The organism is Sphingomonas gellani (genome assembly GCF_900110035.1).
GTDB classification, from domain to species: Bacteria; Pseudomonadota; Alphaproteobacteria; order Sphingomonadales; family Sphingomonadaceae; genus Sphingomonas; species Sphingomonas gellani.
In genome coordinates, this window is the sequence record NZ_FOCF01000001.1 from 317,117 (window position 1) to 336,034 (window position 18,918).

Annotated in this window: 21 protein-coding genes; 15 read left to right on the forward strand and 6 right to left on the reverse strand. The window is 66.9% G+C overall.

What is annotated here, in order from left to right; genetic code table 11:
• Positions 1-76: 76 nt before the first annotated feature.
• The 3 genes from BMX37_RS01670 to grpE are packed head-to-tail and all read left to right on the forward strand — an operon-like array spanning position 77 to position 2,210.
• Positions 77-559, forward strand: coding sequence for a DUF6438 domain-containing protein (locus tag BMX37_RS01670; protein WP_139197932.1), 483 nt, complete (start codon positions 77-79; stop codon positions 557-559).
• 17 nt (positions 560-576) lie between these two features.
• Positions 577-1,635, forward strand: a complete 1,059-nt coding sequence (gene hrcA, locus BMX37_RS01675; RefSeq protein WP_093663732.1) for a heat-inducible transcriptional repressor HrcA — start codon at positions 577-579, stop codon at positions 1,633-1,635.
• Positions 1,632-2,210, forward strand: coding sequence for a nucleotide exchange factor GrpE (gene grpE / locus BMX37_RS01680; RefSeq protein WP_093663733.1), 579 nt, complete (start codon positions 1,632-1,634; stop codon positions 2,208-2,210). Before hrcA ends, grpE begins: the two co-directional genes overlap by 4 nt.
• Before the next feature lie 57 nt (positions 2,211-2,267).
• On the opposite strand, the gene BMX37_RS19370 is transcribed toward grpE, so the two are convergent.
• The 4 genes from BMX37_RS19370 to BMX37_RS01700 form a co-directional block, all read right to left on the reverse strand.
• The gene (locus BMX37_RS19370; RefSeq protein WP_093663734.1) at positions 2,268-2,981 is read right to left on the reverse strand and encodes a methyl-accepting chemotaxis protein; all 714 of its coding nucleotides are present in this window, start codon (positions 2,979-2,981) and stop codon (positions 2,268-2,270) included.
• Positions 2,982-3,063: 82 nt separating this feature from the next.
• Positions 3,064-4,122, reverse strand: a complete 1,059-nt coding sequence (locus tag BMX37_RS01690) for an acyltransferase family protein (protein WP_093663735.1) — start codon at positions 4,120-4,122, stop codon at positions 3,064-3,066.
• A gap of 38 nt (positions 4,123-4,160) precedes the next feature.
• On the reverse strand, positions 4,161-4,595 hold the full coding sequence (locus tag BMX37_RS01695; RefSeq protein ID WP_093664223.1) for a vgr related protein: 435 nt from the start codon (positions 4,593-4,595) through the stop codon (positions 4,161-4,163).
• 56 nt (positions 4,596-4,651) lie between these two features.
• A complete protein-coding gene (locus BMX37_RS01700; protein WP_093663736.1) occupies positions 4,652-5,113 on the reverse strand; it encodes a copper chaperone PCu(A)C in 462 nt (153 codons plus the stop codon).
• 172 nt (positions 5,114-5,285) lie between these two features.
• Here BMX37_RS01700 and dnaK point away from each other — a divergent pair, with 172 nt between their 5' ends.
• Positions 5,286-7,196: a molecular chaperone DnaK gene (gene dnaK, locus BMX37_RS01705; RefSeq protein WP_093663737.1), complete on the forward strand. Its 1,911-nt coding sequence runs from the start codon at positions 5,286-5,288 to the stop codon at positions 7,194-7,196.
• Between the two features lie 80 nt (positions 7,197-7,276).
• On the forward strand, positions 7,277-8,395 hold the full coding sequence (gene dnaJ, locus BMX37_RS01710; protein ID WP_093664224.1) for a molecular chaperone DnaJ: 1,119 nt from the start codon (positions 7,277-7,279) through the stop codon (positions 8,393-8,395).
• Positions 8,396-8,981: 586 nt separating this feature from the next.
• Here the strand turns inward: dnaJ and purB are convergent.
• Positions 8,982-10,298, reverse strand: a complete 1,317-nt coding sequence (gene purB, locus BMX37_RS01715) for an adenylosuccinate lyase (protein WP_093663738.1) — start codon at positions 10,296-10,298, stop codon at positions 8,982-8,984.
• 185 nt (positions 10,299-10,483) lie between these two features.
• Between purB and BMX37_RS01720 the strand changes: the two genes are divergently transcribed.
• On the forward strand, positions 10,484-10,855 hold the full coding sequence (locus BMX37_RS01720; protein ID WP_093663739.1) for a hypothetical protein: 372 nt from the start codon (positions 10,484-10,486) through the stop codon (positions 10,853-10,855).
• A 20-nt stretch (positions 10,856-10,875) separates the two neighbouring features.
• Here the strand turns inward: BMX37_RS01720 and radC are convergent, their stop codons facing one another.
• Positions 10,876-11,565, reverse strand: coding sequence for a RadC family protein (gene radC / locus BMX37_RS01725; protein WP_093663740.1), 690 nt, complete (start codon positions 11,563-11,565; stop codon positions 10,876-10,878).
• Positions 11,566-11,628: 63 nt separating this feature from the next.
• Here radC and BMX37_RS01730 point away from each other — a divergent pair, with 63 nt between their 5' ends.
• From BMX37_RS01730 to BMX37_RS01770, 9 genes are all read left to right on the forward strand, one after another.
• Entirely contained in the window at positions 11,629-14,871 is a 3,243-nt protein-coding gene (locus BMX37_RS01730; protein WP_139197934.1) for an intermembrane phospholipid transport YdbH family protein, read from the forward strand.
• The gene (locus tag BMX37_RS01735; protein ID WP_093663742.1) at positions 14,868-15,068 is read left to right on the forward strand and encodes a YnbE family lipoprotein; all 201 of its coding nucleotides are present in this window, start codon (positions 14,868-14,870) and stop codon (positions 15,066-15,068) included. The genes BMX37_RS01730 and BMX37_RS01735 overlap by 4 nt, the downstream gene beginning before the upstream one ends.
• 3 nt (positions 15,069-15,071) lie before the next feature.
• Positions 15,072-15,449 (forward strand): YdbL family probable chaperone protein, encoded by a 378-nt coding sequence (locus BMX37_RS01740; RefSeq protein ID WP_093663743.1) that lies wholly within the window; start codon positions 15,072-15,074, stop codon positions 15,447-15,449.
• Positions 15,450-15,620: 171 nt separating this feature from the next.
• Positions 15,621-15,938, forward strand: coding sequence for an AtpZ/AtpI family protein (locus BMX37_RS01745; RefSeq protein WP_093663744.1), 318 nt, complete (start codon positions 15,621-15,623; stop codon positions 15,936-15,938).
• 67 nt (positions 15,939-16,005) lie between these two features.
• Positions 16,006-16,764: a F0F1 ATP synthase subunit A gene (locus BMX37_RS01750; protein ID WP_093664225.1), complete on the forward strand. Its 759-nt coding sequence runs from the start codon at positions 16,006-16,008 to the stop codon at positions 16,762-16,764.
• 60 nt (positions 16,765-16,824) lie between these two features.
• Positions 16,825-17,052 carry a F0F1 ATP synthase subunit C gene (locus tag BMX37_RS01755; protein WP_093663745.1) on the forward strand — a complete coding sequence of 76 codons (228 nt, stop codon included), beginning with the start codon at positions 16,825-16,827 and terminating at the stop codon, positions 17,050-17,052.
• A gap of 61 nt (positions 17,053-17,113) precedes the next feature.
• The gene (locus BMX37_RS01760; protein ID WP_093664226.1) at positions 17,114-17,608 is read left to right on the forward strand and encodes a F0F1 ATP synthase subunit B family protein; all 495 of its coding nucleotides are present in this window, start codon (positions 17,114-17,116) and stop codon (positions 17,606-17,608) included.
• The gene (locus BMX37_RS01765) at positions 17,601-18,254 is read left to right on the forward strand and encodes a F0F1 ATP synthase subunit B family protein (protein ID WP_093663746.1); all 654 of its coding nucleotides are present in this window, start codon (positions 17,601-17,603) and stop codon (positions 18,252-18,254) included. The genes BMX37_RS01760 and BMX37_RS01765 overlap by 8 nt, the downstream gene beginning before the upstream one ends.
• Positions 18,255-18,326: 72 nt before the next feature.
• Positions 18,327-18,917: a hypothetical protein gene (locus tag BMX37_RS01770; RefSeq protein ID WP_139197936.1), complete on the forward strand. Its 591-nt coding sequence runs from the start codon at positions 18,327-18,329 to the stop codon at positions 18,915-18,917.
• The last annotated feature ends 1 nt before the right edge of the window (position 18,918 follow it).

Sequence of the window (18,918 nt, forward strand, 5' to 3'; positions counted from 1 at the left end):
CGTTCAGGTTCGCGGCCCTAGACGGGTCGGCACGGCCACGCCAGAGGCGAGGCGCGACGGAACAGGGAGACCGGGAATGCGGATGGCGACGGCAGCATGGGCGATGCTGGGCATGGCAGGGGCGCTGGCAGGATGCGCGCACCACCGCGTGCCGCGCGGCGGCGAGACGATCAGCTATGCGACCGCGATGTGCTTCGGCACCTGCCCGGTCTACACCGTGACCGTGGGGCCGGACGGGCAGGGCGTCTTTAACGGCGAAAAATTCACTGCCGTGGCCGGTGAGCGCCGGTTCCAGGCGACTCCGGAACAGGTGCGGGCGTTCACTGCCGCGCTGGCGAAGGTGCGCACCGAGGGCGATCGCGAGATCACGCCCGGCAAGCCCGGCTGCACCGACTTCGCCACCGACATGCCGGGCGCGACCGTGCGGTGGCAGGGCGCGGGCGGGGTCAGCAGCCTGACGTTCAACTATGGCTGCGCCCGTGACAACCGGCAGATCGCCGACGCGTTGCGCGCCGCGCCCGGTCTGCTCCCGATAGGTGACTTGGTGGGGAAGCGTTGAGGCCCTAGATCACAGCCATGGTCGTGCCGCCTATCACCGAACTGAACGACCGCGCCCGCGACATCTTCCGCGTGGTGGTCGACGCGTATCTGGCGACCGGCGGTCCGATCGGGTCCAAGACGATCGCGCAGCGCGCCGGGCTGAACCTGTCGCCCGCCTCCATCCGCGGCGTGATGCAGGAACTGGAGGAGCGTGGCCTGCTCGCGTCGCCGCATGCCAGTGCCGGGCGCATGCCGAGCGAACGTGGCCTGCGCCTGTTCGTCGACGGCATGATGCAGGTGGCGGAGCCCAGCGTCGAGGAGCGTGCCGCGATCGAGGCGCGGGCGAGCGGCGGTGGGCCGGTCGAGGAGGCGTTGGCCGCGACGACCGCCGCCCTGTCGGGATTGTCGGCCTGTGCCGGGCTGGTGCTGGTGCCAAAGCGCGAGGTGCGGCTGCGCCAGATCGGCTTCGTGCCCTTGTCCGCGACGCAGGCCTTGGCGGTGCTGGTCAGCGAGGACGGGTCGGTCGAGAACCGGGTGCTCGCCATACCCGAAGGGTTGGGCGGATCGGCGCTGACGGAGGCCGGGAATTTCTTGTCAGCGACGGTGTCCGGCCTGACCCTGTCGGACGCCCGGCACCGGCTGGAACGCGAGCTGTCCGACAGCCGCGCCGCGCTGGACGGCGCCGCGCGCGCGCTGGTCGAGCGTGGGCTGGCGGTGTGGAGCGAGGATGGCGAGCGGCGGCCCGTGTTGATCGTGCGCGGGCAGGGTCGGTTGATCGACGCGGCGGCAACGGCCGACCTTGAGCGGGTGCGCAGCCTGCTGGACGACCTGGAGGGGAAGCAGGAGATCGCCAGCCTGCTCGATTCGGCGCGGGCCGGCGATGCGACCCGCATCTTTATCGGCGCAGAGAACAAGCTGTTCGCGCTGTCCGGCTCTTCGGTGATCGCGCGACCGTTTCGCGGGGTCGACGGTCGGGTGGTCGGCGTGGTGGGTGTGATCGGCCCGACGCGGTTGAACTATGCGCGGGTCGTGCCCATGGTGGACTTCACCGCGGCAACGCTTGCCCGCTTCATGGGCGTACAGGGAAACACATGACCGATACCCGCATAGTTGATAACGATGGCACGACCCCGGAAACGGAGGACCTGCGCGCGGAAACCGCCGGCTCCGCGCCGGAAGTGGCCGAGCACGATCAGGCGCAGGGACGGATCGCCGAACTGGAAGCGCAACTGGCCGAATCGAAGCAGCAGACGCTGTATGCGCGCGCAGAGGTCGAAAATGTGCGCCGGCGTGCCGAGCGTGAGGCGACGGACGCGCGCGCCTATGCAGCGACCGGCTTCGCTCGCGACATCCTGTCGGTGGCGGACAATCTGTCGCGCGGACTGGCGGCGATCCCCGCCGAGATGCGCGCGGACGAAAAGCTGAAGGGCCTCGTCACCGGGCTGGAGGCGACCGGGCGCGAGTTGGAGAGCGTCTTCGCGCGCAACGGCATTACGCGCATCCAGGCAATGGGTGCGACCCTTGACCCCAACAAGCATCAGGCGATGATGGAGATGCCGACCGCCGACGCCGAACCCGGCACGGTGGTGACGGAGATGCAGGCCGGGTACATGATCAAGGACCGCCTGTTGCGCCCCGCTCTGGTCGGGGTGGCGAAGAAGCCAGACTGACGGTGTCTGACCCGCGCCCTGCCTGAAACGGCGGGGCGCCGGGTGGTGTGTTTGCGGCTAGGCGGCCGCCTGGGTCTTTCGGCCCGACAACAGCGTGCGGGCGGCGCCGGTCGCCTCCCGCGTGGCTTGCGCCAGCCGCTTCACCTCTTGCGCGACGACGGCAAAGCCGCGGCCATGGTCCCCGGCCCGGGCCGCCTCTATCGCCGCGTTGAGGGCGAGGAGGTTGGTCTGACGGCTGACCTTTTCGATCGACGAGACGATCCGATCCGCCTCGTCCATCGTATATTCCATGGCGCTGCGCATCGCCCGTTCCCGCCGCGCATGATGCTCCGCGACGCCGGCGGAAAAGGCGCGGATGTCGATCGTCGCCAGTACGAACAAGGCCTCCGACAGCCGTGTCGCTCGATCCGGATCGCCAGCCAGTCGCTCGGCGAGTAGGGTGCGGCGCAACTGGTAATTGGCCGTCAGGCCATCGACATAGTCGTCCTCGTCCCCGCCATGCGCGACGAATGTTCGGCCCCTGGCCACCATCTCCTTGTCGAAGGCGGCATCGAACGGCCCCAGGAACTTGCGCCGGGTAAAGGCGATCTCGTGCTCGTAGCGGGCCTGTTGCTCCCCATGGAGTTGATCCGCCAGGCCGTCACGGCAGAACTCACGGGTCTGATGCTCGATGTCGGCGGCGAGCAGGGCCCATATTTCCGCCAACGCCGGCACGGTGGCCGCGTCTGCATGGAGCGCCTGGAAGCGTCGCGGCGAGTCGGCGGGCAACATGGAATTTCAGTGTAACGGGAGAGTCTTAACAGCTACTCTCACCGCATCACGGGATAGGGAACGGCTGTACCGATGCCGTTGGTCAGGCGAGTGCCGGCGCAGCCGTTGCCGACGGGCGTTTAGTGGCTCGGCGCGCTGCCAGTGCGCGAGCGCGCTCACACAACGTAGCCACGCCGAACGCGAGCGATCCGGTGAGTGCCAATGCAACGAGTGTGGCGAGGAGAGGGCCGATGCCAACGGACTCCAGGCGAGCGATGACCGCATAACCGATCGCACCGTGAAGCAGGTAAAAGGGATAGGACAGCCACCCCATCCATATCAGCACCGGATGCGCCAGCCAGCCGAGCCGCCCTTTTGCCAGCAGCAGGAACAGCGGTACCATGCCCAGGAACAACCAATGCGCGTGGATGGGATCGGTCAGGAACACCGTCACCCCGATCGCCGCGATCACCGGCAGCTGCTCGGTCCAATGCCGCTCGCCCGACCAGACGCGATAGGTGACGAGGCCGATGGCGAAGAACGCCGCCTGATCGGTCAGGAACAGCAGCGCGAGGCGGAAGTTGGGCTCCGTCAGCCAGAACAGCCACTTCACGCCCAGCCAGCACAGGACCACCGTCTCAATCCGACGGGTCCCGCCAAGCCGCCAGATCAGCGCCATGGCGGCGTAGAAGCCGACCTCCAGGTTCAGGGACCAGTACACCCCGTCGATCATAGGTGTCATGGACCATAGTTGCAGCATCGGCAGGTTCCACAACCAGTCAATCGGGGACACCTGCAACCGCGTCGGGCCTAGCAATGCCAGCAGCGCGGCCGTGACGGTCATGGCGATCCAATATTCCGGCAACAGCCGCATGGCGCGTGCGCGTGCGAACGACGGCACGTTGCGTGTGCGCGCCAGGCTGCCGAGGATGACGAAGCCGGAAATGGCGAAGAACAGCTGCACCCCGTAACATCCCCACCAGACCTGGGCCGCGGGAAGCGGCGCGCCGGGGATCATGAACTGCACCATATAGGTATAGTGGAACAGGCAGACAGCCAGTGCCGACAGGCCGCGCAGTCCGTCCAGCGCGGCCAGCCGATCGCGCCGGACTGCGCCAGCGTGCGGAGGCATGACCGTTGTGTCGGGGGTCAGCGGATTCATGACGGGCCGATGCTAATGCTCGGCCCGTCAAGATTTCGCTAAGCCGGCTTGCGACGGAACGGCAGCAGGCTCTCATATTGGGCGAGCGGCGGCGCGCCGGGCACCACCTGGCCACGCCGCAGCAGGAAAGCGTGGCGCACGATCTCCGCCTGTTGCTCCAGACCGTATCGGGTGAACGCCTGCCCGGGCTTCAGCGCATAGTCGTACCGGCAGAAGGGATGGCGCGCGAGCGGCAGGTAGACACCGCGCTGATGCTGCCAGATGTGCACCATTTCGTGGATGAACAGGCCCTGCAACGTCAGCGGCGCGGCGGTGAAGTCGTCGTGCCAGATGTTGCTTTGTGGATGGAAGTGGATGCACCCCGACGGCGCCATGACGCGGTCGCGCGGCTGGAAGAACGCCCATTTGCGCCGGGCCAGCTTTACCCGATTATAATCCACCGCATCACCGAAGATGCCGCGCGCCAGCACCATCTCACCCTGCGTCAAACCCCGCGCGGCGGCTTTGCCATCCGTCGTTGCCGGCGCGATCACTCCGCCGCCTCGTCGCCCGCGCCCAGCACGGTGGCGTTGCGTTGCAGGCGGCGGCCATCGGCAAAGGTCAGGGTCAGCAGGACGCGGTGGCCGCCGGGCCGGATACCCGGATTGACGTTGAACAGCATGACGTGCCGACCACCGGGCGCGAACGCGACGTCACCCTCCGCCGGAACCACGACGCGGTCGAGCGGGTGCATCCCGCTCATGCCCCGCGCGCCGGTCATGCTTTCGTGCATCTCGCTGCGGACCGCGACATCGGCGGATACGCTGATCAGGGTCGCATCCGTGCGCCCGCCATGCAGCGTGAAATAGGCGGCGGCGGGGCCGTTCGGCACCGCGGACAGGCGCACCCATGCATTGTCGACGGACAGCTTCGGCGGTGCGCTGCATGCTCCCAGCATCAGGGCCAGCGCCGCGGCCGCGCCTCCGATCGATCCTTTTGCCGGCATACCCATTACGCAACACTCCTCCCGCTTCGGGAAAACAGGGGGCGTCCCTAGGTTCCACAGGTTCTTGCGGCAAGCCGAACCCCTCCTATATCCCGGCTCAGCAGAGGAGGTTGCGCCGCCGTAACGGGACGCCACCTTCTACAGGATTGACTTCTTCTGAGGGGCAGAAAAGCGCTTTATGGCTAAAGTTATCGGCATCGACCTCGGCACCACCAACAGCTGCGTCTCGGTGATGGAGGGCGGCAAGCCCAAGGTGATCGAGAATGCGGAAGGCGCGCGTACCACGCCGTCGATCGTCGCGTTCGCCAAGGATGGCGAGCGGCTGGTCGGCCAGCCGGCGAAGCGCCAGGCGGTGACCAACGGCGACAACACCATCTTCGCGGTGAAGCGCCTGATCGGTCGCCGTTTCGACGATCCGGTGACCAAGAAGGACACCGAGCTGGTCCCGTACAAGATCGTGCGCGGCAGCAATGGCGACGCATGGGTCAATGCGGGCGGCAAGGATTACTCGCCGTCGCAGATCAGCGCCTTCACGCTTCAGAAGATGAAGGAAACCGCCGAGGCGTATCTCGGTGAGACGGTGACCCAGGCGGTCATTACCGTGCCCGCGTATTTCAACGACGCTCAGCGTCAGGCGACCAAGGACGCCGGCCAGATCGCGGGCCTTGAGGTGCTGCGCATCATCAACGAGCCGACGGCGGCGGCCCTTGCCTATGGCCTGGAGAAGCAGGACGGCAAGACGATCGCAGTCTACGACCTTGGCGGCGGTACGTTCGACGTCTCGATCCTGGAGATCGGCGACGGCGTGTTCGAGGTGAAGGCGACCAACGGTGACACCTTCCTGGGCGGCGAGGACTTCGACAACAAGATCGTCGATTTCCTGGCGCAGGGCTTCCAGAAAGATGAGGGCATCGACCTCACCAAGGACAAGCTGGCGCTGCAGCGTCTGAAGGAAGCGGCCGAGAAGGCGAAGATCGAGCTGTCGTCCGCGCAGTCGACCGAGGTCAACCTGCCCTTCATCACCGCCGACCAGAACGGCCCGAAGCATCTGGTCAAGACGATCAGCCGCGCCGATCTGGAGCGTCTGGTCGAGGACCTGATCAAGCGGACGCTGGAGCCGTGCAAGAAGGCGATGGCCGATGCCGGTACCTCGTCCAGCGAGATCAGCGAAGTGGTGCTGGTCGGCGGCATGACCCGCATGCCGCGCGTGCGTGAGGTGGTGAAGCAGTTCTTCGGCAAGGATCCGCACACCGGCGTCAACCCGGACGAGGTCGTGGCGATGGGCGCCGCCATTCAGGCGGGCGTATTGCAGGGTGACGTCAAGGACGTGCTGCTGCTCGACGTGACGCCGTTGTCGCTAGGTATCGAGACGCTGGGCGGCGTGTTCACCCGCATGATCGATCGCAACACGACGATCCCGACCAAGAAGTCGCAGGTCTATTCGACGGCCGACGACAACCAGGGCGCCGTGACGATCCGCGTGTTCCAGGGCGAGCGTGAGATGGCGGCGGACAACAAGCTGCTGGGTCAGTTCGACCTGGTCGGCATCCCGCCGGCGCCGCGCGGCGTGCCGCAGATCGAGGTGACGTTCGACATCGACGCCAACGGTCTGGTCAATGTGTCCGCGAAGGACAAGGGCACCGGCAAGGAGCAGCAGATCCGCATCCAGGCCTCCGGTGGCCTCTCGGACAGCGACATCGACCAGATGGTGCGCGACGCCGAGCAGTTCGCCGAGGAGGACAAGAAGCGGCGTGCATCGGCCGAGGCGAAGAACAACGCCGAAAGCCTGATCCACACCACCGAGCGTCAGCTGGCCGACAATGGCGACAAGGTCGACGACAGCCTGAAGTCGGAAATCCAGGCGGCGATCGATGAAGCCAAGAAGGCGGTCGAGTCGAATGATCCTGACCAGATGAATGAGAAGAGCCAGGCCCTGGCCCAGGTGGCGATGAAGCTGGGTCAGGCGATCTACGAGAAGCAGCAGCAGGCGGAAGCCTCGCCGCAGGGTGGATCGACCGACGGCCAGACCGGCGGCGACGACGTGGTCGACGCCGAGTTCTCGGAAGTCGACGACAGCCACAAGGCGTAACCAGTCATGGTGTCGCCCCGTCCCGAAACCGGTTCCGATGAGCCGGCATTCGGGGCGGGGCGGTGCCGTTCGGGGCGGGCATGACCACCACTGTCGATTATTACGAGCTGCTCGAATGCGAGCGCACAGCGGACGACGGCACCATCAAGTCGTCCTATCGCAAGCTCGCGATGAAATATCACCCGGATCGTAACGCCGGGTGCAAGGATTCGGAGGCCAAGTTCAAGGCCGTGTCCGAAGCCTATGAGGTGTTGAAGGACCCGCAGAAGCGTGCGGCCTATGACCGGTACGGCCATGCCGCGTTTCAGCAGCAGGGCGGCGCGGGCGGGGCGCAGGACTTCGGCGCCTTTTCCGACATCTTCGAAAGCGTGTTCGGCGAATTCATGGGCGGCGGGTCACGCGGTGGCCGTGCCGGACCGCGACGTGGCGCCGACCTGCGTTACGACATGGAAATCTCGCTTGAGGAAGCGTTCCACGGCAAGTCGACCGACATCACCGTCGACGTTTCGGCGCCGTGCGACACGTGTCAGGGCACCGGTGCGAAGCCTGGCACCAGCGTTCGCACCTGCCAGACCTGTGCGGGGCACGGCAAGGTGCGTGCCCAGCAAGGCTTTTTTGTGGTCGAGCGGCCGTGTCCGGTGTGTCAGGGTTCGGGTCAGGTCATCGCCGACCCCTGCGGCGATTGTCGCGGCGAGGGGCGTGTCGAGAAGACGAAGACGCTGGCCGTGAACGTGCCGCCCGGTGTGGACGAGGGCACGCGTGTTCGTCTGACGGGCGAGGGCGAGGCGGGCGCACGCGGTGCACCGCCCGGCGACCTGTACATCTTCCTTCATGTGAAGCGGCATGCGATCTTCGAGCGTGAAGGCACGACCTTGTTCGCGCGCGCACCGATCAGCTTCACCACCGCCGCGCTGGGTGGGGCTTTGTCGATCCCTGGTCTCGATGGACAAGAGCATGAGATCAGGATTCCGGCGGGTATCCAGTCGGGCAAGCAGCTGCGTCAACGCGGCGCCGGCATGCCGGTGTTGCAGGGTCGTGGCGCCGGCGATCTGGTGATCCAGATCGAGGTGGAAACGCCGACGCGCCTCTCCACGCGACAGAAGGAATTGTTGCAGGCGTTCCGCGAAACGGAGACTGGCGAGGAGTGCCCCGAGAGCCAGGGCTTCTTCGCCAAGCTGAAGCAGGCGATCGGCGGTTGATACGTGCGGCACACTGGCCGGAGACGGCCTGTGTGTCGTCCTGCTGCTTCGGCGGGGTGCTGTTTGCAGGGGGCAGGTGTCCGCGGGCGGATGCTGACTTTTTAGCTGTTCAGCGTGCATGATGCGGTTGCAGACACTGCGCTTTGTCTCTGGATCAACTGAACCGCCTACGAGGCCCGTGCCTTGCTTATGTTGCTAGGCTGCGGGCCGACCTGGTCGGCGTTATGTGCTGAGCTTAGGCGCGATCGGAATGCCGCTATAGCCGGACGGCGCGATCTTGGCTTCCGCCGCACGTCGCGTAACACATCACCCGTAAGGCGGGCCGGCAACTAGGTATTGGCGCGAGACCCGCCGGCCCTTGCCGCCCCCCGTTTGGGAGGGGCGGGGGCCGATGGATCAAAGGGTGGTCAGAACCACCCCGACCACCAGCGCCTGGGCCGCGATGGCCAGCGCGGTGCTGGTCACGGTCTCGAACATGCGCATGGTTGGGTCTCCGAAGCCGGTAACTGACCGGCTCGGCGCATATGTGATTCATTGCTCATGCGCGCAACATTATTGCCCGCAATCGCAATTGCGTTAAATGCAATCAGGCGGCCCCGAACACCCGGGCGAAGATCGTGTCGACATGTTTGAGGTGGTAGCCGAGGTCGAATTTGGCCTCGATCTGCTCGGGCGTGAGGGCGGCGGTGACCTCCTCGTCCGCCTTGAGCAATTCGAGCAGCGACAGGGCGCCGTCCGATTCCCAAACCCGCATCGCGTTGCGCTGGACCAGCCGATATGCATCCTCCCGGCTGACACCGGCCTGGGTCAGCGCCAGCAGGACGCGCTGCGAATGGACCAGACCACCCATGCGGTCGAGGTTCTTCTGCATGCGCTCCGGATAGACGAGCAGCTTGTCGATCACGCCGGTCAGGCGCGCGAGAGCGAAGTCCAGCGTGATCGTCGCGTCGGGTCCGATATACCGCTCGACCGACGAGTGGCTGATGTCACGCTCATGCCACAGCGCGACATTCTCCAAGGCCGGCGTGACGTAACCCCGCACCATGCGGGCTAGACCGGTCAGGTTTTCGGTCAACACCGGATTGCGCTTGTGCGGCATGGCGGACGACCCCTTCTGGCCGGGGGAGAAATACTCCTCCGCCTCCAGCACCTCGGTCCGTTGCAGATGGCGGACCTCGGTCGCCAGCCGCTCGATCGACGAGGCGATGACGCCCAGCGTGGCGAAGAACATCGCATGGCGGTCGCGCGGGATGACCTGGGTCGAGACTGGTTCCACCGACAGGCCCAGCTTGGCTGCGACATGCTCTTCGACGCGGGGATCGATGTTGGCGAAGGTCCCAACCGCGCCGGAAATGGCACAGGTGGCGATATCCGCACGGGCATGTTCCAGCCGCGTGCGACAACGCGCGAATTCGGCATGCGCCTCCGCGAGCTTCAGGCCGAAGGTGACGGGTTCGGCGTGGATGCCATGGCTGCGGCCGATGGTGGGGGTCATCTTGTGTTCGCGCGCGCGGCGTTCCAGCACGGCGAGCAGCGCGTCCAGGTCGGCGAGCAGGATGTCGCTGGCGCGCGCCAATTGCACCGCGAGACAGGTGTCGAGAACGTCTGACGACGTCATCCCCTGGTGCATGAAGCGCGCCTCGTCGCCGACCTGCTCCGCGACCCAGGTGAGGAAGGCGATCACGTCGTGCTTGGTCACCGCCTCGATCGCGTCGATCGCGGCCACGTCGATCGCGGGGTTCGTGTCCCACCAGCGCCACAGCGCATCGGCCGCGGATTTCGGCACCACGCCTAAGTCCGCCAACGCCTCCGTCGCGTGCGCCTCGATCTCGAACCAGATGCGGAAGCGCGCCTCCGGCGTCCAGAGGGCGGTCATGGCGGGGCGGGAATAGCGGGGGACCATCTTTGTACCTTGTCGTGGGCGGGGCACGCCCTGGCGCGGGCGCTATCCTGCGCGGCGTTAGCAGCGCGGAGCGGCGGGTTCAAACCACGTGCTGCGACCCCCACCTAGCGTCGAACAGGGGCGAGGAACGCGGTCCGGCCGAGCCGAATAAACGGCGGTGCGGGCCCGAACATGGAACGCGTCTTATGTTGAAGACACTGATGATGACCACCGCGGCGCTGATCGCTGCGCCGGTCGAAGGGCATGCGAGCAACGCAGAGGGCAATCCGGCGGCGGACCGCTTCTCGCTGGCGGGCGTGACCGGCGAGCAGGTGGTCCGGGCGGTCGATCGCGATTTCCCGGCGCATGACCGGGACGGCAACGGCGCGCTGGACCGGTCGGAGTTCGCCGGCTGGATGGTTCCGCTGAAGGCGCAGTCAGACCCGAGCGCCGCCGCTGACAATCCCGCCACGCGTGCCTGGGTCACGGCGGCGTTCGACCGGGCCGACACGGACCACAACCAGATGTTAAGCAAGGCGGAACTGCTGGGCCTGTTGTCGCAGGTTCGGCAGGGCTGATCCGCGCGGGCGCTCCAGGCTTAGATCAGGCCCTGTGCGCGGAGTGACACGTGGCCGCTGGCGCCCATGATGATGTGGTCGTGGACGGATATGCCCAGCCGCTTCGCCACGTCCGCGATGGAGCGGGTCACGTCGATATCGGCCCGGCTGGGCGACGGATCGCCGGACGGGTGGTTGTGGACCAGGATGATCGCCGCCGACCCCAGGTCGATGGCGCGACGGATCACCTCGCGCACATGAACCGCGGCCTGGTCGATCGACCCTTCGCTCATCACCTCGTCCCGGATCAGCATGTTGCGGGTGTTGAGATGAAGGACGCGGAACCGCTCGATGGCGTGATGCGCCATGTCCGCGCGCAGGTAGTCCAGCAGTGCCTGCCAGTTGGCGAGAACGGGCCGATCCGCGACGTCGGCCTGAAGCAGGCGGATCGCCGCGGCATGCGCGATCTTCACCGCCGCGACCGATGTGTCGCCCATGCCGGACACGCGACCGAGCGCTTCCGCATCGGCAGTCAGAACGCCGCCGATACCGCCGAACTCGCGCAGCAAGGCATGGGCAAGAGGCTTGGTGTCGCGGCGCGGAATGGCGAGGGCGAGCAGATACTCGATCAACTCGTGATCGAGCAGGCCGCCGGCCTCTAGCAAGCGCTTGCGCAGGCGGGCGCGATGCCCTTGCGAAAAGCTGGTGGGGGACGGATCGCTGTCGGCCATCGGCCGGGACCCTAGCGGCGACGGTTTGCATCGCAAGCGTCACGTCCTATCAGCGGATCGCAAGTGGCGGGATCGAGGGTGCTGGACGGTCAGGAACAGGACGAGACGCCGGAAGGGCGGCCAGGCAGGCGGTGGCGCCACCGCCACCGCCACCGCCACCAGCTGGCGGCGGGGACGGCGACCGTGCTGCTGTGCGCCGCCGGCGGGCTGTGGCTGGCACGCAAGCCGGTGGCGGAGCATTTCATCAACCGCGAGCTGGCCCGGCGCGGCGTCGCTGCGCATTATCGCATCACGAACCTGGGTTTCGGGCGGCAGCGGCTGACCGATGTGACGATCGGCGATCCGACGCATCCGGATTTGACGGCGGACTGGATCGAGACGCAGACGGTGGTCAGGCTGTTCGGTGCGCGGCTGGACGGCGTTCGCGCCGGGCATGTCCGGCTGCGTGCCCGAATCGCTGACGGTCGTCTGACATTGGGAAGCATCGACCGATTGCTGCCCCAATCCTCGGGCGGTCCGGCAAGGTTGCCGGAATTCGACCTCGACCTTCAGGATGGGCGAGTGGCGCTGGCGACGCCTGCCGGTCCGGTGGCGTTGCGCCTGAGCGGCAAAGGGCGGCTGTCTGGCGGCTTTGATGGGCGAATCCTTGGGCGCGCGGATCGGCTGGCGCTAAGCGGGTGCGCGGCATCCGGGATGGCCCTGGATGCGCGGGTGACGACGAAAGGTGGGGCACCGACGCTGACCGGGCCGTTGGGCGCGCGTCGAATGGCATGCGGAGAGGCCGCCGTGGAGCGTCCCATCGCAAAGCTGGCGGTCGGGTTCGGCTCCGCACTCGATCGCCTGGACGGGCAGGTCGCGCTGACCAGCGCGGCATTCAGGCACCCGAACCTGAGCGCTGCGGCGGTGCAGGCGACATTGAACGGCCACGGTACGGCGCGGTCATGGGTCGGTCGCGCGGAACTGGCGGCGCGCGACGTGGCTGGCGCACCGGGTCGGGCGCAGGAGGTGACGGCGGCCGGTGGTCTGCGGGTCGACGATGGACATGTGGCGGTGGTCGCCGATCCTCAAGGGTCGGGCGGCACCACGGGTTTGCTGATCGGGGTCCGCAACGCGGCCGTCGCGCCGCGCTGGCGTGCGCTTGCCACGAAGTGGGCGACCGCGGGGGCGAACAGCCCGGTCGGCCCGATCGCGCGACAGGTTGCATCCCGGGTGGATCAGGCGGCACGGTTGTTCGACGCGCGCGCGGGCGTGGAGGTGACGGATGCGCCGGGTACGCGCTCGCTGACAATCCGGTCGGTCGTGGCGCATTCGGCGTCCGGCGCGCGTCTGGTATCCGACCAGCCGCTGGACCTGTTCGCATCCAACTGGTGGCGGATGCCGATCGGGCAGGGACGGATTTCCCTCAGCGGCGGTGGCCTGCCGAAGGTGCGGGTCGAGACCCGACCCCGCCGATCCGGCGAGCGACTGGGTGCGACGGTCGCGATGGCGCCCTATGCGGCAGGGGCCGCGAGGCTGGCGACTACACCGATCGACGTGTCGGTGACGCGACAGGGATGGCAGGCAAGCGGACGGGCGGTGATGTCCGGCCCGATGAGTGGCGGGTTCGTCGAGGGGCTGGACCTTCCTCTCGCCGTGCGATCCCTTGGCAACGACATTGCGGTCAATCCCGGTTGCAGTCAGGTGGGATGGCGGCGTCTGGCGACGGGCGGACTGGTGCTTGCGCCGGCCACCCTGCGCGTCTGCGCCGAGGGAGAGGCTCTCGTTGCAGTGAAGGCGGGGCGTGTCGGCGGTGGCGGGCGCATCGGTCTCACCCGCCTGAAAGGCCGGCTCGGCGGCACGCCGCTGACGCTCGACTGGGCCGGCGCGCGAGGCACTTTGGCGGATGCCCGCTTCGCGCTCACCGGCGTCGCGGCGCGGCTGGGGAGTGGTGACCGGGTCAGCCGCCTGGACGTCGCTGCTCTGGATGGGCGGTTCGGGGGCGGCGGGATCGGCGGCGGATTTTCGGGCGCCGATGGTCGGATCGGCGCGGTGCCGCTGGCCCTGTCCAACGCGGAAGGCCGCTGGCGATTCGCGCAACAGCGGCTGAGCCTGTCCGGGGCGCTGAAGGTCAGCGACACCGCCACCCCTGCGCGTTTCGAGCCGCTTGCTGCAAAGGAGGTCGCGCTGACGCTGGTCGACGGCGTCATCCACGCGGCCGGCGCTCTGACCGAACCGACGACCGGCAGCCATGTCGCCGATGTGGTCATCGACCACCGCTTGGCGAACGGCAGCGGCAATGCCGTTCTGCGCGTGCCAGGGGTAACGTTCTCCAAGACCTTGCAGCCGGATCAACTGACCCGGTTGACCTTTGGCGTGGTCGCCGACGTGCGCGGGATCGTGAAGGGGGAAGGGCGGATCGCATGGACCGTGGATGGCGTCACCAGTTCGGGCGATTTCGGCACGGACGGCATGGACCTGGCGGCCGCGTTCGGCCCGGTGACGGGGTTGCAGACCCATATCCACTTCACCGACCTGCTCGCCCTGGAAAGCGCGCCTGGGCAGATCGCGACGATCGCCTCGATCAATCCGGGCGTGCCGGTCGAGAACGGCACCGCCTCCTTCCAGTTGCTGCCGAACGCGCGGGTCCGGGTGGAGGGCGCGCGTTGGCCGTTCGCGGGCGGCACGCTGACGCTTGAGCCGGCACTGCTCGATTTCGGCACGGCGGGTGAACGACGCATGACCTTCACGGTCGCCGGAGTTGCGGCGGACCAGTTCCTGCAACAATTCGACTTCAAGAACCTTGAGGCGACGGGCACCTTCGACGGCACGCTGCCTATGGTGTTCGATGTGAACGGCGGCCGGATAGAGAACGGCAAGCTGGAGGTACGTGCCGGCGGCGGCAGCATCGCCTATCTGGGCGAGGTGAGCCGCCGAAACCTGGGCTTCTGGGGCAATCTGGCGTTTGGAGCTCTGCGGTCGCTCCGATACCGCGACCTGCGCATCGCCATGAATGGGCCGCTGGCGGGCGAGATGGTGACCGACGTACGGTTCAGCGGCATCAGCCAGGGCAAGGGCGCGATCAGCAACGTGCTGATCCGCCGGCTCCAGCGACTGCCGTTCGTGTTCAACGTCCGCATCAAGGCGCCATTCCGCGGCCTGATCGATTCGGCACAAGGCTTCTACGACCCCAGCCGGCTGATCAGCCGCAACCTGCCCGCGTTGATCGAGCAGCAGAATAGGGTGGCGATACAGGCCACGCCATCGGCGGCCACCGTTCAGCCGCCGGCAAGCCATACCCCGATAGAGAGGGACAAGGACGGACGATGACAAGGGTTGCGACAGCCAGAATGGCGGTGCTGGGCACGATCGTGCTGGCAGGCGCGGGATGCGGCGGATGCGTCAACATCTCCGCGCCGGAAAAGCCGATCGAGATCAATCTCAACATCTCCGTAACGCAGGAAGTGGTGTATCGTCTCGACAACGAGGCAAAGACGCTGATCCAGCAGAACCCGGGAATCTTTTGAGCCATGACCAGGATTTTCTTCACCCCCATTGTTCTTCTCGCCGCCGCAGGGCTGGCGACCGCGGCTCAGGCGCAGCGCGATCCGGCCTATGCGGCGGCGCGCGCGGCCGGCCAGGTCGGTGAGCAGCCGGACGGCTATCTGGGCGTGGTCGCGGGTGGATCGGGCGACCTCCAGCGGCTGGTCAACAGCATCAACATCCAGCGCAAGGCCGCCTACACCGCCAAGGCGCAGGCGTCCGGTGCGACGGTGGAGCAGATGGCGTTCACCAGCGGGTGCAACCTGATCGCCCAGACCTCCGCCGGCGAAAAGTACAAGGGGCCGGACGGTAGCTGGCACACCCGCACCGGTGGCGCGCCGACGCGCGACGGTCGTTGCGTCTGACCTGAGGCGACGATCGGCGTGGTAGCCGCCGCGCCGCGGGGTTGCGGCGCAGGCATGCTGCGCGGTTGACACCCCGTACCCCCCCACCTAAACGGATCGCGTCTTGGCGGGGTCGCTCGCCGGTCGGTGCGCTTCTTCCCGGAACATATGTGTTGCAGGTGAGGGTGGCGCGTGGCGAACGGTCCCGGGCAGGTTGGTGACGATGCGGAGGATCCGCGACTCCAGGCGCTCGATGAGCGGTTGAAGGAGGCGCGGCATCGCGAGGCGCTCAGGACCGGGCAGGTCCGGCCGGCGGAGGATGTCGGCTACTCGCTCGGAAACCGGGTTCTCGCCGCGTTGATCGGCAGCCTTGTCGGCAGTGCCCTGATCGGCTGGTGTATAGACCGCTGGTTCGGGACGAGCCCCTGGGGGCTGATCGTGATGCTGTTCCTTGGAATAGCGGTCGCGTTCAGGCAGATTATTCGGATCGCTGGCGGACGCCCGGGCTGACCTGGGCGTTTGTTTGCATTTGGGAAAAGTGGACGTGGCGGCAGAACAGGGCGGCAAGATCGATCCCATGCACCAGTTCCTGATCGAACCGTTGTTCGGTCGGCACTGGATCGTGAACGGATACGACCTGTCCTTCACCAATTCGGCGTTGTGGATGGTGATCACGGTCGCCAGCCTGGCCGTGTTCATGCTGGGTGGCATGAAGCGCGAACTGGTGCCCGGCCGCTGGCAGGCGGCGGTGGAGGGCTTCACCGGCTTCGTACAGGGCATGCTGACGTCGAACATCGGGCCGGAGGGCAAGCGCTTCGTCCCGTACGTCTTCTCGCTCTTCATGTTCATTCTGTTCGCCAACGTGCTGGGCTTGTTGCCGTTCGGCGTCGTGCCGGGCTGGCATCCCTTCACCATTACCAGCCACCTGACGGTGACCGGCGTGCTGGCGATCATCAGCTTTTCCATTGTCCTGATCGTCGGCTTCGGCCGGCACGGCTTCCACTTCTTCAGCCTGTTCGTGCCGCATGGCACGCCCGTGCTGATGATCCCGCTGATCTTCGTGGTGGAACTGCTCAGCTTTCTGGTGCGGCCGTTCAGCCTGGGCCTGCGACTGTTTGTCGCCATGACGGCGGGGCACATCCTGCTCAAGGTGCTGGCCGGGTTCGTCATCAACGGCATCAATCTCGGCGTGGGCTATGCGGCGATCATCACGCTGCCCAGCTTCGTCCTGATGATCGGCATCACGCTGCTGGAGCTGCTGGTCGCCGCGATCCAGGCGTACGTCTTCGCGCTGCTGACCAGCGTGTACCTGAACGACGCCGTCAACCTTCACTGATCGGGCAATTCCGCCCGTTCTTCGTACACACCGACAAGTTTGAAACTGGAGTAGACTGACATGGACGCAGAAGCCGCCAAGATGCTGGGTGCCGGTCTGGCCGCGATCGGCATGGGCCTGGCCGCGCTGGGCGTGGGCAACGTGTTCGCGAAGTTCCTGGAAGGCGCGCTGCGCAATCCGGGCGCCGCTGACAGCCAGCAAGGCCGTCTGTTCATCGGCTTCGCGGCCGCCGAGCTGCTCGGCCTGCTGGCCTTCGTGACGATGATCATCCTGGTGTTCGTCGCGTAACATCCAATCCTGTCGATCCGCCGGGCGCCGCATGGGCCCGGCGGCGGCAATAGGCGAGCCGATGCCCCAGATTTCGCAGATCACCGCAACCTACGCATCCCAGATCTTCTGGCTGCTGGTCACCTTTGGCCTGCTCTACTTCGTTGTGGGGCGGGGTATGGTCACGCGCGTCGTCGCCAATGTCGATGCGCGCGAGGCGCGGATCGCAGCGGATCTGAGCGCGGCGGAGGCGGCGCGGGTCACGGCCGATCGAACCGAGGACGCGTGGCGCGCTGCCACCGATGCGGCGCGTGCGACCGCCCAGGCGGACATCGCGGCGGCAAAGGCGCAGGCTTCTCGTACCAGCGAGACGCAGCTGGCGCATGCCGATGCCGAACTTACCGAACGGCTCGCCCATCACGAGGTGGCCATCGCCAATGCCAAGGCGCAGGCGATGGCCAACCTTCAGGACATTGCCGCTGACGCGGCGCGCACGCTGGCGGCAAAGCTGGCGAGTGTCGAGGTCAGCGAAGAGGTCGCCGCAGACGCGGTGCGCAGGACCACGGTTCATGGCTGATCCCGTTACCCATCCCAACGCAACCGTTGCGGCCAATCTGCAGGATGCCGCATCGGGCCAGCCGCTGAAGCCGTACGACATCCGCAACGGCAACGGCCTTGAGGGCACCCAGAGCGGCACGACCGCAGAAGGCGGGCCGGAGCATGTCGCCGATCCGACCGCGCTTGGCCTGAACTCCACCGGCTGGGTGGGCATCGCGGCGCTGGTCGTGCTGGCCGGCATGGTGGTGTGGCGCGTTCCCGCGGCCATCGCACGCATGCTGGACTCGCGCATTCAGGCGGTGCGCAGCCAGTTGGACGAAGCCGGTCGCCTGCGCGCAGAGGCCGAGGCGCTGAAGGCTGAGTATGAGGCGCGCGCCAGGGCTGCCACGGCCGATGCCGAGACGATGCGAGCGCACGCCAAGCAGGAAGCGAACGAGATCATCGCCAAGGCGAAGGCGGATGCCGAGAACCTGATGACGCGCCGCGCGAAGATAGCCGAAGATCGCATCGCTGCGGCCGAGCATGGCGCTATTGCGGAAGTGCGCGAGCGTGCGGCGGAGGCGGCGGCGCGTGCGGCCGCGCTGATCATCGCGGAGCGTCATGACGCGGGCGCCGACCGGATGATGGTCGACCGCGCGATTGCCGGCTTGGGTCGCCCGCACTGAGTTCATCGCCCAGCGCTTTCCCGGCTTCCGATCTCACGCTATCCTGTTGACGGTGTAGGCGGAGAGCGGCCGATGGACAGGCGTCTGGTTTCAGTGACTTTGGTTGGGGCGCTGGTCGGCGCCCTGCCTGCCGCCGCCAGCGCTGCGCCTTTGCAGAAGAATGCCGCAAAGGCAGCGGACGCGTTCAAACTCGATCTGGGCAACGTCCCTGTCGACGATCAGGTGGTGCCGCCGCGCGTACGGGAGGTCGAGACCACGTCCGGGCCGGCAGTTGTGTCGGCTCCTGAGCCTGCGCCGCCTCAACCTGCGCCTGCTGCACCGGATATTGCTGACGCTCCGACGGATATCGCCACCTTCGGCCTTGATACGCCGATCCGCCGTTTGATCGCCGATCCCGCTGCAAAGGCCATACTCGACCGCGACCTGCCAGGGCTGAGCGACGACGAGAATCTGGCCAAGTTCCGCGACCTGTCGCTGCGGCAGTTCCAACCCATGACGGGTGGTCAACTTACCATGGGCCTGATCGAGCAGGTCGGCCGTGATCTGGCGACGATCTCCCCGGGAGGTATCGCGGCATCGGAATCGGCCGACTCTTCGCCATCGGTGACCGCTCCAGCCACCAAGACGGCCCCAGCCCGCAAACGGCGGTTCGAAGGGCGATAGA

What these genes read in the sequence shown, in the direction of transcription:
- hrcA (WP_093663732.1), top strand. Translation starts at nt 577, where the DNA reads ATGGTCGTGCCGCCTATCACCGAACTGAACGACCGCGCCCGCGACATC.
- BMX37_RS01740 (WP_093663743.1), top strand. Translation starts at nt 15,072, where the DNA reads ATGACCAGGATTTTCTTCACCCCCATTGTTCTTCTCGCCGCCGCAGGG.
- BMX37_RS01750 (WP_093664225.1), top strand. Translation starts at nt 16,006, where the DNA reads ATGCACCAGTTCCTGATCGAACCGTTGTTCGGTCGGCACTGGATCGTG.
- purB (WP_093663738.1), bottom strand. Translation starts at nt 10,298, where the DNA reads ATGGTCCCCCGCTATTCCCGCCCCGCCATGACCGCCCTCTGGACGCCG.
- BMX37_RS01700 (WP_093663736.1), bottom strand. Translation starts at nt 5,113, where the DNA reads ATGGGTATGCCGGCAAAAGGATCGATCGGAGGCGCGGCCGCGGCGCTG.
- BMX37_RS01690 (WP_093663735.1), bottom strand. Translation starts at nt 4,122, where the DNA reads ATGAATCCGCTGACCCCCGACACAACGGTCATGCCTCCGCACGCTGGC.
- BMX37_RS01765 (WP_093663746.1), top strand. Translation starts at nt 17,601, where the DNA reads ATGGCTGATCCCGTTACCCATCCCAACGCAACCGTTGCGGCCAATCTG.
- radC (WP_093663740.1), bottom strand. Translation starts at nt 11,565, where the DNA reads ATGGCCGACAGCGATCCGTCCCCCACCAGCTTTTCGCAAGGGCATCGC.
- BMX37_RS01720 (WP_093663739.1), top strand. Translation starts at nt 10,484, where the DNA reads ATGTTGAAGACACTGATGATGACCACCGCGGCGCTGATCGCTGCGCCG.
- grpE (WP_093663733.1), top strand. Translation starts at nt 1,632, where the DNA reads ATGACCGATACCCGCATAGTTGATAACGATGGCACGACCCCGGAAACG.
- dnaJ (WP_093664224.1), top strand. Translation starts at nt 7,277, where the DNA reads ATGACCACCACTGTCGATTATTACGAGCTGCTCGAATGCGAGCGCACA.
- BMX37_RS01770 (WP_139197936.1), top strand. Translation starts at nt 18,327, where the DNA reads ATGGACAGGCGTCTGGTTTCAGTGACTTTGGTTGGGGCGCTGGTCGGC.
- BMX37_RS01735 (WP_093663742.1), top strand. Translation starts at nt 14,868, where the DNA reads ATGACAAGGGTTGCGACAGCCAGAATGGCGGTGCTGGGCACGATCGTG.
- dnaK (WP_093663737.1), top strand. Translation starts at nt 5,286, where the DNA reads ATGGCTAAAGTTATCGGCATCGACCTCGGCACCACCAACAGCTGCGTC.
- BMX37_RS01755 (WP_093663745.1), top strand. Translation starts at nt 16,825, where the DNA reads ATGGACGCAGAAGCCGCCAAGATGCTGGGTGCCGGTCTGGCCGCGATC.
- BMX37_RS19370 (WP_093663734.1), bottom strand. Translation starts at nt 2,981, where the DNA reads ATGTTGCCCGCCGACTCGCCGCGACGCTTCCAGGCGCTCCATGCAGAC.
- BMX37_RS01695 (WP_093664223.1), bottom strand. Translation starts at nt 4,595, where the DNA reads ATGGTGCTGGCGCGCGGCATCTTCGGTGATGCGGTGGATTATAATCGG.
- BMX37_RS01760 (WP_093664226.1), top strand. Translation starts at nt 17,114, where the DNA reads ATGCCCCAGATTTCGCAGATCACCGCAACCTACGCATCCCAGATCTTC.
- BMX37_RS01670 (WP_139197932.1), top strand. Translation starts at nt 77, where the DNA reads ATGCGGATGGCGACGGCAGCATGGGCGATGCTGGGCATGGCAGGGGCG.